The organism is Pirellulales bacterium, from assembly GCA_019636335.1.
In the GTDB taxonomy this organism is placed as follows: Bacteria; Planctomycetota; Planctomycetia; order Pirellulales; family JAEUIK01; genus JAHBXR01.
The window spans coordinates 110672-124693 of sequence record JAHBXR010000002.1; the positions used below are offsets into that span (position 1 = coordinate 110672).

Genomic DNA, 14022 nt, shown 5'->3' on the forward strand with positions numbered 1-14022 from the left:
TGCGCTCAGCTTTCCACGGAGCCCGCCGTCAAGGGGCGCGCAACATCAGCCGGCGAAGGACCGCGCGGCCTGCTTCCCTCTAGGACGACGAGAGTCGCGTGCGGGCCAACAGATCGGCGCCGGTGACGCAACTACGCTAAGTTTAGGAGGGGACGGGGGGGCGTCAACCCGCACCGGTGGCCCCCTCGGCAGACCACAACCCCGGGACAGTACCGCGGATGAAGCTCGTCGATCGAACGCTCGCCACCCCCGAGCAAAACCTGGCGCTCGACGAAGCGCTCCTCGACGTGGCCGAGTCGTCGCGCGGGGCGCTGGAGTTTCTCAGACTCTGGGAAGCCACCGCGCCGGTCGTCGTGCTAGGGCGCTCGACGCAGGTTGGCGTGGAAGTGAATCTCGCGCGCTGCCACGAGCGAGACGTGCCGGTCCTACGCCGCACGAGCGGTGGGGCCACCATCGTCGCCGGCCCGGGATGCCTCATGTACGCCGTGGTCCTCTCCGCCGTGCGGCGACCCACCTTGAGCAGCCTGGCCGGCGCGCACCTGGTGGTGCTCGAAACTCTCCTGGCGGCGATCGCGCCGCTCGTCCCCGGCATCGCGCGCGCCGGCACCAGCGATCTGGCGCTTGGCAATCGCAAATTCTCGGGCAACAGTCTCCGCGTCAAACGCAGCCACGTCCTGTATCACGGCACGCTGCTCTACGACTTCGATTTGCCGCTAGTGGCAGACTTGCTGCGGACTCCTCCCCGCGTTCCCGACTATCGCGCCGGACGCAGCCACGAGGAGTTCATCGCGAATCTGCCCGTCACCGCAGAGACGCTACGCCAAGCGCTCACGCGGGCCTGGCGCGCCGAGGCAGGCGATCTCGACGAGCAAGAACTGACGCGGCGCGTCGCTGCGCTGGTGGCCGAAAAATACTCGCGCGACGCGTGGAACTTCGCCCTCTGAAACGTGCCACATGGCTCGGCCGGCCTTCGCCGAAATGACAGGTAGCGACAAGTGCCGGCACGCTGCGGCTACACGAAGCCCCAACGCTTGCGCAAAAACCACTCGGTGCCCAGCAGGCCGACGAACAGCAGGAAGAAGGGCCACGAGTCCCACATCGTCTCGCGGCGTTCGATTTCGACCTCGAGTTGCTCGGGATACCGCTGCAGCTCTTCGATCAATCCCGGTAGCTCCTCGGCCGCCAGCGCCTTGCCGCCGGAGATCGAGGCGAGGGTTGCCAACAACGTGGGATCGGCCACGGGGTTTTCCAGTTCGAGATCTTCTTCGAAGACGAGGAAGCGCGCGTGCGTCGTCCCCAGCGATGTGCCGCCGCGCCGCGCGGCGACCGAGATGGTGTAGTCGCCGGCCTTCGACGTAGCGAGAAACACGCCCCGCTCCCCCGTCGCGCTGTTCGTGGCGCGTACGCGCTGCTTGCTGCCGTCGGGCGCCGCGACCTCGACCTCGAACTCGGCGTCATCGACTCGGTCGCCCTGGCCGTCGCGTGCCCCCAGCTCGAACTCGACCCGCTGACCGCGCGAGAAGCGGCGCGAGTCGAGCCGCACCCAGACCTCGCCGTCCGACGATTCGTCCTTGTGCGCCAGCCACAGCACGATCTGTCGCCAGAAGCGACGATGCTCGTCTTCGAATCCTTCCAGCGCCCAGCGCCAGGTCGAATCTCCCGCAAAGCAGAGCACGCGGCCGCGCTCGAGCCCCTGGGCCACGAGGAGCGGATCTCCCGCTTCGCTCTCGGCCAGCACGTTGGCGCCGGGTTTCAAGCCGCGGAAACGATTCGCTCCGCCGGGCAACGGCGGCAGGTTGGCCCACACGCTCGAGCTTTGCCCCGCTTCGCCCAGTCGCAGGATGAAATGCCCCTCGGCCAGCTTCGTCGGCCGCAGCTTGGGGGGACCGGACAAGTGCAGGTCGGGGCTGAGCGGTTCATGAAAATTCTGCCGCTCGAGATCCGTCATCACGATCGGCAGCACATCGGCCAGGGCTGTCTTTTGATAACCGCCCGGGCCGAAGCTATGCACGCCGCCGATCATGATCAGCCCGGCCCCGCGTCGCACCGCATCGGCCAGGTTCGTCAACTCGGCGTCGTCGAACGCCGTCGAATCGAGATCGCCCAGAATGTACACGTCGTACTTGCCCGGCTTGAAGCGTTCGGCAAAGTCGGGGGGCCGCGTCTCGCGCCGTTCCGCATTCACGCGCACGGCGTCGACCTTGATGTTGGGCGAGCTGGCCAGCGCGCGGATCAGGTAGGGCATCTCGGGCCGGATGGCCCCCTCGACGTACAAGACGTTGACGCCTCCTTTAAGCACGTTCACGAAGGTCGCCAACTCGTTGTTCGACGTGAGCGATTCCCCCGGCTGCGGCACCGCGCGCAGAATCATCTTGAATTCGCCCGGCAGAACCGGCACGTGATCGAGCTCGAGATGCAACTGCTCGCCCTGTTCGACCACCCGGTAGGTCTTCTGCGAGACGACCTCCATTTTGCCCGGCGCCGATTCGAACAGCAGCTCGACGGGCACATCGCGATTGACCAGCCCCTCGACGCGCGCCGTGGCGGTGGCCGTGAGCCGGTTCTTCACGAAGATCGGCTGCGTCGCCACGAGATCGCGCAAGGCGATATCGCGCCGTTCGCCGCTCGAGGTCGTCGAGCCCAGGGCGAAGGCATACAACGGGTAGCCAAGATCGGCCAGGCGCCGCGCCGCGATCTGCGGCGGTACGTCGCGCGGGGCGTACGCCCGTTGTGCCCCATCGCTCATCAAGATCACGCCCGCCAGTCGTTTCCCCGCCTCGCGCTGCATGACTTGCTCGAGCACGTAGCCGAGCGCCGTTTCTTCACCCTCGGGCGCGGCCCAGTTTTCTTTATCCTTCGAGCTGGCAGGCGATCCGTCCTCCTCCGCGGAAAAAGTGTCGCTCAATTCTTCCCACGGCACCTCGCGCGCCTCGGCGTCGATCGTGTAAGCGCGCAGCTCGAGATCGTCTCCCAACGTATCGAATTCCGGCAGGGCATCGGCCACGGCCGCCCAAAGCGAGCTCCACCGCGTGCTCCCTCCCAATCCATCGGCCACCTGCATGCTGCGCGAGCGGTCCAGGAGCAGCACCAGCGTGGCCGATTGCTGCTTGACGCTCGTGTAGACCACCGTCGGTCGCAGCATGGCGACCAGCAACAGCAGAATCGAAGTGGCACGCAAGATGCCCAACACGCGACGTCGGCGCACCGTCCCCCGGTCGCCAACCGGCGCCCACCACAGCAACGCCACCAGCGCCGCCGCGACCAGCACGACGAAGAGGTAGCCGCCAACAGGTATGAGGGACAATCGCATGCTAATCGAGTCGAGAACAGGTACTCAGAACGCCACGTTTCTTGCTCCGATGTTTGCCCCTTACTTCTACTTCGCAGGTTCCGTTTCACTGGCAACCGGTCGATAGAACCGATTCGACAGCCAGAATTCGGCGGCCAGCACGACGGCCACGAGCCCCATCAACCAGCCATACAGTTCGCGACCGACGCGTCCCGCGCTCAACTGGCGATCGATCTCCTCGCGATCGCGCACCAGTTGAAAGCCCGACTCGCCGAACGTCACCGCCAGCTCCGCGTCGTCCATGCGCCGCAATGACGTGGTTGTCGCCGGCAGGTTCACGCTGAATCCGGTGGACATGCCCTCTTCGTCGCCGCCGGCGCGAATCTGGTACTGCCCGGGCGTAGCGGTCGCGGTGATGATTACGGCCTCGCGCTCGGGATCGATGCTCTGACGAAATTCATCCCCCTGCGGCGTGCTGAGCACCGCGCTCGCCAGGCCACGTCGCGCGACCGGGATCACCACGGTTTGCCCGCTCACGTAGTTCAATCGCGCGGCGTGGCTGCCCACCAGATAAAGAGTCGACTCATTGGCCAGCATCACGAAGGGCCAGGCGTCGATGCCGCTCGGCAATTGATTCCACGCATCGGCCGTCGGAGGGTCGGAGATCGGCGTCGTCATGACCAACACGCGGCCGCGGCCGACCGGTCGTTCGACGAGCGCCGCGCCGCCATCGGCGTAACGCGCCAACACGCTCGCGTCGGCAACGAGCGGCCCTAACTCCCAGTAGTGATGCACGGGAAACTGCGACCAGGGGATGCCCGACACGTCGCGAAACTTCGACCACAGCGGATGCACGAACTGCTCGTCGGGCAGAAAGTGCGTCTCGCGGTCGACGACCTTCGCGAGCTTGCCGGGCAGCAGGTCTTGGGCCGCCCCCTCGTTGAACCCCGCCGAGGCCGCCGCGTTGCGCCCCAGGAAGATCGCCACACCACCACCTTCCGCCGCGTAGATCGCCAGCTTCTGCCAGGCATCGGCCGACAGCGACGGCGGATCGACCAGGCAGATCGCGGCATAGCGCTTGAAGTCCTGCTCCGCTAGTTGATCGCTGGCGATGGTCGTGCAGTTGAACCGCGCCGTGCCGTTGCGCCGGAAGCTCTCGGGCGCCAGAGCCTCGGCGAGATAGAGCGAGTGCAAATCCACCGGGGGCGAGGCGGCGATCAATACATTCCAGGCCGGCAACGCCTCGATCGTAAAGTAACGCGCGTCGTCGATCGCCAGTCCATCTTCTCCCACGATCCGCACGAAGCCTTGATGCGTCCCCTCGGCCAGCCCCGACAACGGGAACTCTACCTCGCGCGAATCGCCATCCGCCAGTTGCACCACCTCTTGGCTGCGCTTCTGCGGCTTGCCGTCGACGTCCAGGACGTACAACTCCACGCCGCGCTCGCCGGCCGATCCTTCGAGCGAGACGCTCGTCGTCACGCGCGCCGTGCTGTGCCGCGCGATCGTATCGCTCGAGAGTCGAATCTCTCCCAAGGCAAAGTTTTGCGGCTCCTGCACGCCGACGTCGATCAGGTAGAAGCCGGCATCGCCGAGCGATTCCATCCGTTCGGCCCAGGGCTTGCGATCGTCCTGCGGCCAGGCGTTTCGCGCCAGATCGGTAAAGACGTAAAGCTCCTTGCGATCCTTGTCGCTTTCGGTCAGCAGCCGCAGCCCTTCGTCCATCAACTCCGCCAGGGGACGCGTCGTCGGATGCGTATCGAGCCGCTCGACGCGTTGCTTGGCCGAGCCCAGATCGACCTGGTACACGGCCGTGCCCGTCGTGCCATCGACCACCGCCACCTGGCTCCCCTCGGGCAGTTGGCTCAAGAGCCACAGCGCCTGTTGCCGCGCTTCCTCAAGCCGCGTGCGATTGTCGCGGCGGTACTGCATGCGGGGACTGGTGTCGAAGATCATCACGGCCGCCACCGGGGCCTCGCGCCCGGCGATCCCCCCCGACATCTTCAGGCTGGGACGCGCCAGCGCCAGGGCCAGCAGGCAGATGGCCGCCACCCGCGCCGCCAGCAGCAGCAACTGCCGCCAGCGCAGACGCCGCTGGTTCGCCTCGCGCCGCTTCTTGACGAAACGCAGCGCCGGGAACTCGAGGTGCCGCGGCTTCTGCTTCAGCACCAGGTGCAAGATGATCGGCACCGCCGCCAGGGCCACGCCCGCCAGAAGTGCCGGATTGACGAAGTCCATGGCGCTGCCTCGCTAACCCCGTGCCCGGCGACTCATGAGGTACTCGGTCAGCGCCTTGTCGAACTGCATGCTCGTGTCGAGCGGCACGTAGTCGATGCCGATGCGAGAACATTCACGCCGGTAGCGTTCGCGGAACTCCTCGAGCTCGGCCAGGTAATCCTCGCGAAAATTCGCCGCGTCCACGCGCAGCGTCTCCTCGCTCTCGGGCTCCTCGAGCTCCACCATCCCGTCGAAGGGGAAATGCACCTCGGCCTCGTCCAGCACGTGGAACAGAATCACATCGTGGCCGCCATGCCGCAGTCGGCGCAGGCTCGAGATGACCTCGTCCGGTTCCGCCAGCAGATCGGTGAACACCATCAGCAGGCTGCGATGCCGCAGCATGGCGGCGATCTGCGTCAGGCTGCGGGCGATGCCGGTCTGCCCGTCGGGCTTCAAGCGGCTGAGGTGCGACAGTACGTTCCCCAACTGGGTGCGCTTCGAGCGCGGCGGCAGGCAGTCGCGCACCTTCTCGTCGAACGTGATCAGTCCCACGGGGTCCTGCTGTAGCACCATCAGGTAGCAGAGCGCCGCCGCGAGACAGATCGAATAGTCGAACTTGGTCAGATCCTGCCGATGCGTGTAGTCCATCGAGCGGCTGAGGTCCATCACCAGGTAGCCGGTGATGTTCGTCTCGGCCTCGAACTTCTTCACGTAGTACTTGTCGGTCTTGGCGTAGACGAGCCAGTCGATGTCTTCGGGGTCGTCTCCCGGCGTGTATTTACGGTGCTCGCTGAACTCGACCGAGAAGCCGTGGAAGGGGCTGGCGTGCAGCCCCTGGAGAAACCCTTTCACGATGAACTGCGCGCGCAGATCCAGCCGCGCAATGCGCTGCGCTACTTCGGGCTTCAGATAGGTTTCGGCAGTCGTCATGGCCGTTGCGGCCGACTTGAGAAGGGAGAAGGGAATGCCGTGCGGCCGCTCAAGTCTCGAACTTGGGGATCTCGGGAGTGGCGATCTCTTTCAGCAGCCGCAGCACCACGTCGTCGGTCGAAAGCCCCTCGGCCTGTGCCTGGAAGTTCGTGCTCAGGCGGTGGCGCAACACGGGCACCGCCACCTTGCGCACGTCCTCGATCGAGACGGAGAAGCGGCCGTCCATCGCCGCCAGCGCCTTCCCCCCCTGAATCAGGAACTGCCCGGCTCGCGGACCCGCCCCCCAGTCCACCATCTCGCGGACGAAGGCAGGAGCCGAAGCGTCCTTCGGACGTGTGGCACGTACCAGTCGAGACACGTATTTAATGATGTACTCGCTGACCGCCACCGAGTTCACCAGCTTCTGTACGTTCAAAATGGCCCGGCCGGACAAGACTTTGCGGATTTCCGGGCGCTCCCCCCGGGTCGTCGCCGCCAGGATCTGCTCTTCCTCGCTTTGAGTGGGGTAGTCGACCTTGATATTGAACATGAAGCGGTCGAGCTGCGCCTCGGGTAGGGGGTACGTCCCTTCCTGCTCGATCGGATTCTGCGTGGCAATCGTAAAGAACGGATCGGGCAGCGACATCGTCTGCTGGCCGACCGTCACCTCGCGCTCCTGCATCGCCTGCAGCAAGGCCGCCTGCGTCTTGGGGGGCGTGCGGTTGATTTCGTCCGCCAGCAAGATGTTCGTAAAGACCGGCCCCTCCACGAAACGAAAATTTCGCCGGCCGTGATCGTCCTCTTCGAGCACGTTCGTGCCCGTAATGTCCGAGGGCATCAGGTCGGGCGTGAACTGAATCCGCTTGAACTCGATGTCCAGGAGCCGTGCCAGCGTGCTGACCATCAAAGTCTTCGCCAGCCCGGGCACACCGACGAGCAGACAATGACCCCGCGTGAAAATCGCCGCAAAGATTTGTTCGACCACCTCGTCCTGGCCGACGATGACTTTCTTAAGCTCGTCGCGCATCAATTGACGATGTTGCGCGAACTCTTGCAGGACGTCGCCGAGGCTGCGGGGCTTGGTGGCCAAACGAACGTTTCCTTCGCACTGATGCCTTGCACATGGGAAAGTCGGGTTCCGGCGCCGCGATCCCAGGCCGGGGCGCTTGGTCGCCCCCAGGCCGTCCGCTTAGAATGGCGCTCGACTAGCGCCGTCAACTCTACATTCTATCGGTCACTTCTCGGGCCAGCAACGCGGCCGGCCTTCCGTTAAAGGCTGCGGCAAGCTCATGATGCAACACGTCCGACGCACGTTCGGCGCCGCGACTCGCTCGCGAGTACGGCTCGCCGTGCGCTCGTCGATCGTGTTGCTCCTCGCCTGCCTGACGTCCCTGGCGCCCACGTCCGTCCAGGCCGACGTTTCGGCCGAGCAGGTCAAGCGCGCCATCGATCGGGGCATCTCATTTCTACGGCGCGAACAGCGCACCGATGGAACCTGGCCCGACTTTACCGGCTATGACGATGGTGTCACCTCGCTCTGCGTGCTGGCCCTGGTCAATGCCGGCGTGCCGGCCGACGACCCGCAAATTCAGCGTGCCCTGCAACACCTGCGCGACGCCCGCCCCAAGATGAACTACGCCGTGGCCCTGCAGACGATGGCCCTCTGCGCAGCGCAGCCCAAGCGCGACATGGCCCTGATTCGCGAGAACGTGAAATGGTTCGAGACGAATCAATTGAAGCTCGGGCGCAACAAGGGGGGCTGGTCCTACCCGCGCGGCGGCGGCGACAATTCGAACACGCAGTTCGCCCTGCTCGCCCTGCACGAGGCCGAACGCGTCGGCGTCCCCGTCAGCGATAACACCTGGCGCCTGGCCCTGGCCCACTGGGTCGACACCCAGAACAAGGATGGCTCGTGGGGGTACACGCCCGGCGAGGCGGGCACCGGCAGCATGACCTCGGCCGGCATCTCCTCGGTCGTCATCGCCAGCGGCCGCTTGAACGAGCCCGACGTGCAACTCCTCGGCGGGCAGGTGCGCTGCTGCGGAGATCAGGCCTCGAGCGCCGTCGTCGACAATGCCCTGAACTGGCTCGGACGCAACTTCAGCGTGCGGACGAACTCGGGCCGCGGCAATACCTGGCTGCTCTACAACCTGTACGGCATCGAACGAGTCGGCCGCCTCACCGCGCGGCGCTTCATCGGCGAGCACGACTGGTATCGCGAAGGGGTCGCCATGCTCGTCGAGACGCAAGATCAACTCTCCGGCTTCTGGAAGAACGAGTCGCACGGCGAGAGCGATCCCCGTGTGGCCACCAGCCTGGCGCTGTTGTTCCTCTCGAAGGGGCGACGTCCCGTCATCGCGGGCAAGCTCGCTCACGGTCCCGACAACGACTGGAACCACCACCGCGCGGACATCGCCAATCTCACCACCTATGTCGAGAAGCGGTGGCAGCGCGACCTGACGTGGCAGATCATCAGTCCGCAGGCGGCCACCGTCGACGACCTGCTGCAGACGCCGGTGCTCTACATCAGCGGGCGCGAGGCGCCGCAGTTCAACGACGAAGAGACGCTGCGCCTGCGCGAGTACGTGAATCAGGGCGGGTTTATTTTCGCCGTCGCTTGTTGCGATGAGAGCGGCGGCTTCGACCAGGGCTTTCGGCAACTCATGGAGCGTGTTTTCCCCGAGGCCGAATACCGTCTGCGGCTGCTGCCGCCGGAGCATCCCATCTGGCACGCCGAAGAGCCGATCGACGCGGCGCACGTCGCGCCGTTGTGGGGCATCGACGTCGGTTGCCGCACGAGCGTCGTCTACTCCCCGCAGGATCTCTCCTGCCTGTGGGAGCTATCCGGCCCGCAGCGCACCGCGGCCTTGCCCCCCGATGTGCTCGTCAACGTGACCGCGGCCAACTCGATCGGCGCGAATGTGCTCGCTTACGCGACGAATCGCGAGGTGAAGTACAAATACGAGATCACGCCGCTGGCCAGCGCCAATCAGAATCCACAAGATCCGCTCGATCGCGCCCGGCTCGAGATCGCCAAGCTGCGCCACACCGGCGGCTGGGACACCGCCCCCCGCGCGCTCATCAACCTGCAAGAGGCGCTCGCTCGCGAGGCGGGCGTGCGCACCAGTACCGATCGGCACGACGTCGCGCTCGCCGATCCGCAGTTGTTCGCCTATCCGATTCTCTTCATGCACGGACGCAACGACTTCCGCCTCTCGGCCGCCGAACGGAGCCATCTACGCGAGTTCGTCGAACGGGGCGGGTTCTTGCTGGCCGACAGCGTGTGCGGCAGCGAGGCCTTCACGCGCGCGTTCCAGCGCGAGATGGCGGCGACCTTCCCCGAAACGCCCCTCGCGCCGATCCCCGCCAACGATCCGCTTCTGACGGCGGCCTTCGGCGGCTTCGACCTGAAGACGGTCACGCGGCGACAGCCGCGCCGTGCCGAGGCCGACAAGCCGATCACGGTCGAGCTGCGAATTGTCCCCCCCGAATTGCAAGGGATCAAAGTCGGGGACCGCTGGGGCGTCGTCTTTTCGCCCTACGATCTAAGCTGCGCGCTCGAGCGCCAGGAATCGCTGCAATGCGCCGGCTACACGCGCGAGGATGCCGCCCGCATCGCCATCAACGCCATGCTCTACGGTCTGCAGCAGTAGTACGCCCGCGCGACGTCGCGTACCCGGGGCTAGAGAACCGACTTCCACCAGTCGAGCAGGATGCCCAGCCGGTGGACGAAGACGATTCCGCCCACCAGCGCCGCGCCAAACGAGGCCACCAGCACGGCCCCCGCGGCAATATCGAGTGCCTCGCCGATTTGCGGATCGTGTCGCGTGTTGAGCGATTTGACGAGCAACTCGATCGAGGTGTTCAGCAACTCCGTCACGAGCACCACGGCGATGGCCAGCAGCACCAGGCACCACTCGACGAGCCCGATCTCGAAGATCGCCCCGGCGGCGATCACCAGCGCCGCGGTAAAGAGATGGATCGTGAAGTTGCTTTCGCGACGAATGCCGCGCCGCGTGCCACGCAAGGAGTCGCGGAATTTAAGGCGCCACGAACGGGGCGTGCGGGTGCGAGCTTCTGGCATGAGTCTCGTGCGTCGTGAGGGGCGATGCGACGCCGCCACTGTACGCTTTTCGTCCTGCTAGGGCACGACCGATCTGCCCACTCCGCGCGCCCGCAGCTAGCATGCTGCCAGCCAGCAAAGTAGCGACGCTTCTCGGACACTACCAGACGTGCGACGGCGGAAGAGGCCGAGCGGCCACAGGGGGCAAGATCGCCGGGGCCTGGCCGCTCATCCCAGCACCCACTGGCGCAAGGGGGGCGGGCGGCGGCAGGGGCACATAAGCGGCGGTTGGCGCCACCGTTGGTGCGGGACGCTGGATGGCCGCCGGAGCCGCACCCGCCGGCAACGGTGGGGCAGGCACCCCCGGGGCATTCGGCGTCGGCGCAGGCAGATTCGGCAGTGGCGCGGGCAGAGGCACCCCCTCGTGTCCCTGGGGAGGAGCCGGCACCCCCTCTGGCGGCGTGGCGGCGCCGTCAGCCCCCACCACGTATCCTGGTGGAGCGAGGCGAATCTGCCAGCCACCCCCCAGCGCGCGATACACGGCCACCAGCCCCTGCGCAATGTTGCCCCGCGACTGGGCCAGCGAGTCTTGCTGCTGCACGAGATTCTGCTCGAGCAGCGCCACGCGGTTGAAATCGACGATCCCCCCCTTGTACTGCACGATCGCGATCCGCACGGCCTTGTCGGCCGCATCGACGCTCACGGCGAGTGCTTGGGCCTCTTGTTGCGATTTCAAGAACGCGATCAGCCCGTTCTCCACCTCGGCGCCCGCCGACAGCACGGTGCTCTGGTAGAGCAGAATCGTCGACTGCAGCCGCGCGTCGTGGTAACGAATGTTATTCAGCAACCGGCCGTAGTTCAGAATGTTCCACTGGAAGCTCGGTCCGATCGCCCCCACCATCGAATTGCCGCCAAACAGATTGTTCGTGTTCTCGGCCGCTACGCCGATCGTGCCCGTCACCGCGATGTGAGGATACAGCTCGGCTTCGGCTACGCCGACGCGGGCACATTGCGCGGAGACTTCGCGCTCGGCGCGGCGGATATCGGGCCGGCGCGCGAGCAGATCGGCTGGAATGCCCACCGCCACCGAGATCGGCGCGGTCGGAATCGGCGCGGGGCCCAGCATGGCCGCCAGATCCGCCGGCGGAATCCCCAACAGCACGCAAATGGCGTTGTTCGACTGGCGAATCTGGATCTCGATCTGCGGCACGAGCGACTCGGTTTGTGCGAGATTGCTGCGCGCCTGGTCGACGTCCAGCTCGCTCGTCTGACCGCCGCGGAAGCGCGCCTCGGCCAGCTCGAGCGTCTGTCGCTGCAACTCGACGTTGGCCTTCACCAGCGCCAATTGCTGCTGGAGCACGCGCAGTTGCACGTAGTTCTGCGCCATGTCGGCGACGAGCGTCACGAGCACGTCGTCGTAGTTTTCGACCGACGCGTCGAGATCGGCGTCGGCCGCCTCGATCGCGCGGCGATAACGGCCCCAGAAGTCCAGCTCCCAGGCCAGATTGAAGCCCCCTTCCCATTGACCGTAGAATCGATCGGGAATGAAGGACGAGTTGGCCACCGACTTGCTGATCGCGTTGCGCGAGTAGCCACCAAACATGTCCTGCTGTTGCGGGAAGAACTCTCCCACGGCGATATTGCGCAGCGCCCGCACCTGCAACACGCGGAACCCCGCTTCGCGCAGCGTCAGGTTCTGCGAATAGGCCTGAGCCACCAGACGATTCAGCACGGGATCGCCAAAGACGGTCCACCAGGTGCTGATGTCTTCCGCTTGATCGCGAATGCGAATGTCGTCCTTGTCGATCCAGTCCTGCGCCACCGGCGCGCAGGGCTTCTGGTAATTCGGTCCGACTTTCAGACCGTTCGAGACGTAGTCGCGAAACGAGGTGCAGCCCGAGAACCCGAGCAGCAGCATGGCCAGCACCAGCCTGCCGCCTCGGCGCACGAGCGTAGCGTCCGCGCGGCGACGGCGTGGACAAACGCGGTCGGCGCGAAAGGAGGCTCCTCTCGGCGCGTGCGTCGAGTTCAAGACGGCTCTCCCTGCCAGTTGACGCGGCGAATCCCTGCCGCGCGTGTGGGCCTCACGCCGCGCACCAGCCTCGGCGCACGGCGGACCCTGATGTCGGTATCGGCGGGAGCAAGAACGACGGTAAAGCCCGACTTGGCGGTCGTCGCCAGACACCAGCAGTGCTGGCAGCGGCAAAGTTTGGCTAATTTGCCCCAGCCTTCTGCGATTATTCTCAGGGCAACGTAAGATCAGGTCCTTTGGACAGTGAGCGCATCAACTCTTGAAGCATTCGCGATCGCGCAGTTAGTGCGGGGGCGGCTACCATGTTCTTCTTTTTCCCCTGGGGCACCGACGCGCCCCTCTATCATTGGCCGATCGCGACCGTCTCGCTGATCGCCACGAATGCGCTGGTCTTCGCTCATTTTACCCTGAGCCGCGATCCCGGCGCGGCCATGGCCTGGTCGCTCTGGATCGGTCAGGGCCTGCACCCGGTGCAGTGGATCACGTCGAACTTCATTCACGGCGACGTGGGGCACGTGCTGGGCAACATGGCCTTTCTGTGGGTCTTCGGCTTGGTCGTCGAAGGCAAGGTCGGCCTGCTCCGCTTCCTCGCCATCTACTTCGGCATCGGCATCGTGCAATGTGCCCTCGAGCAATCGATCACGCTGGGCATGCCCGAGAGTTTCTCGTTCGGCGCCTCGTCGATCGTGTATGGCTTGATGGCCATCTCACTCGTCTGGGCGCCGAAGAACGACATTCACTTCATCACCGGGGGGGGCTGGGGGTTCCGCAGCCGATCGAGCGAGTTCGACGTGCCCGTCATGTGGCTGGCGGTGTTCTACGTCTGTATGGACCTCCTCGTGGCGACGTTCACCGGTTTCGAACTGCAGACGGCCGTGCTGCACCTGATGGGGGCCTCGCTCGGCCTCGTCGTCGGCTGGGTGATGCTCAAACGCGCGATGGTCGATTGCGAAGGGTGGGACATCATCAATGTCTGGCATGGGCGCGAGGGCCGCAGCACGCTCGACGATCGCACGCCATCTCTCACCGAGGAACAGCGCACGCAAATCGCCGCACGCGAGGCCGAATCCGCGCGGCAAAAAATCGTGCAGCTCGTTGCCCAGCGGCAGGGCCGACTCGCCGCGCTCTTCTATCAGCAGAAGGCCCGGGCACTGCCGGGCTGGCAATTGCCCGAGGCCGAGCTTGTCGAGCTGATTCGCGCGGTCGACCACGCCGATTCGTACGACGTCGCCGTGCCGATTTTGGTGGAGTATCTCGAGCGCTTCCCGGCCAAGGCCCTGCACGTGCGCTTGAAGCTGGCGCAAATCTTATTGGCCACCGGTGCGCGTCCCCGTCAGGCCTTGCGCGTGCTCAGCAAGCTTCCCACCGAACCCTTGAGCCCCAAGCTCGAAGCCTTGCGCCGAGAATTAATCTCGCTGGCGAAACGCCAAGAAGCCGACGGCGTGATGGAACTCGCGGTCGAAGACTGGTGACGCACGGATGAACCGTTCCAATTTGACCCCGCCCGCGAAA

General features: G+C 65.5%; 9 protein-coding genes. 3 read left to right on the forward strand and 6 right to left on the reverse strand.

Annotation, left to right across the window (positions count from 1 at the left end):
* Nucleotides 1-218: 218 nt before the first annotated feature.
* Nucleotides 219-944, forward strand: coding sequence for a lipoate--protein ligase family protein (locus KF708_02710; protein ID MBX3411604.1), 726 nt, complete (start codon nt 219-221; stop codon nt 942-944).
* Between the two features lie 68 nt (nt 945-1012).
* Here KF708_02710 and KF708_02715 read toward each other — a convergent pair whose 3' ends face one another.
* The 4 genes from KF708_02715 to KF708_02730 form a co-directional block, all read right to left on the reverse strand.
* A complete protein-coding gene (locus KF708_02715; GenBank protein MBX3411605.1) occupies nt 1013-3310 on the reverse strand; it encodes a hypothetical protein in 2298 nt (765 codons plus the stop codon).
* 66 nt (nt 3311-3376) lie between these two features.
* On the reverse strand, nt 3377-5527 hold the full coding sequence (locus KF708_02720; GenBank protein MBX3411606.1) for a BatA domain-containing protein: 2151 nt from the start codon (nt 5525-5527) through the stop codon (nt 3377-3379).
* A 12-nt stretch (nt 5528-5539) separates the two neighbouring features.
* Entirely contained in the window at nt 5540-6436 is an 897-nt protein-coding gene (locus KF708_02725; GenBank protein MBX3411607.1) for a DUF58 domain-containing protein, read from the reverse strand.
* A 49-nt stretch (nt 6437-6485) separates the two neighbouring features.
* Nucleotides 6486-7442 carry a MoxR family ATPase gene (locus KF708_02730; protein MBX3411608.1) on the reverse strand — a complete coding sequence of 319 codons (957 nt, stop codon included), beginning with the start codon at nt 7440-7442 and terminating at the stop codon, nt 6486-6488.
* 262 nt (nt 7443-7704) lie between these two features.
* On the opposite strand from KF708_02730, the gene KF708_02735 reads away from it, so the two are divergent.
* Nucleotides 7705-10068: a DUF4159 domain-containing protein gene (locus tag KF708_02735; GenBank protein MBX3411609.1), complete on the forward strand. Its 2364-nt coding sequence runs from the start codon at nt 7705-7707 to the stop codon at nt 10066-10068.
* Nucleotides 10069-10097: 29 nt separating this feature from the next.
* On the opposite strand, the gene KF708_02740 is transcribed toward KF708_02735, so the two are convergent.
* Together KF708_02740 and KF708_02745 are read right to left on the reverse strand one after the other, a co-directional pair.
* Nucleotides 10098-10499, reverse strand: a complete 402-nt coding sequence (locus tag KF708_02740; protein MBX3411610.1) for a diacylglycerol kinase — start codon at nt 10497-10499, stop codon at nt 10098-10100.
* A gap of 139 nt (nt 10500-10638) precedes the next feature.
* Entirely contained in the window at nt 10639-12510 is a 1872-nt protein-coding gene (locus tag KF708_02745) for an efflux transporter outer membrane subunit (protein MBX3411611.1), read from the reverse strand.
* Nucleotides 12511-12812: 302 nt separating this feature from the next.
* Between KF708_02745 and KF708_02750 the strand changes: the two genes are divergently transcribed.
* Nucleotides 12813-13982, forward strand: a complete 1170-nt coding sequence (locus KF708_02750; protein MBX3411612.1) for a rhomboid family intramembrane serine protease — start codon at nt 12813-12815, stop codon at nt 13980-13982.
* Nucleotides 13983-14022: the final 40 nt, after the last annotated feature.

What these genes read in the sequence shown, in the direction of transcription:
- KF708_02710 (MBX3411604.1), top strand. Translation starts at nt 219, where the DNA reads ATGAAGCTCGTCGATCGAACGCTCGCCACCCCCGAGCAAAACCTGGCG.
- KF708_02750 (MBX3411612.1), top strand. Translation starts at nt 12,813, where the DNA reads ATGTTCTTCTTTTTCCCCTGGGGCACCGACGCGCCCCTCTATCATTGG.
- KF708_02730 (MBX3411608.1), bottom strand. Translation starts at nt 7,442, where the DNA reads ATGCGCGACGAGCTTAAGAAAGTCATCGTCGGCCAGGACGAGGTGGTC.
- KF708_02740 (MBX3411610.1), bottom strand. Translation starts at nt 10,499, where the DNA reads ATGCCAGAAGCTCGCACCCGCACGCCCCGTTCGTGGCGCCTTAAATTC.
- KF708_02720 (MBX3411606.1), bottom strand. Translation starts at nt 5,527, where the DNA reads ATGGACTTCGTCAATCCGGCACTTCTGGCGGGCGTGGCCCTGGCGGCG.
- KF708_02735 (MBX3411609.1), top strand. Translation starts at nt 7,705, where the DNA reads ATGATGCAACACGTCCGACGCACGTTCGGCGCCGCGACTCGCTCGCGA.
- KF708_02715 (MBX3411605.1), bottom strand. Translation starts at nt 3,310, where the DNA reads ATGCGATTGTCCCTCATACCTGTTGGCGGCTACCTCTTCGTCGTGCTG.
- KF708_02725 (MBX3411607.1), bottom strand. Translation starts at nt 6,436, where the DNA reads ATGACGACTGCCGAAACCTATCTGAAGCCCGAAGTAGCGCAGCGCATT.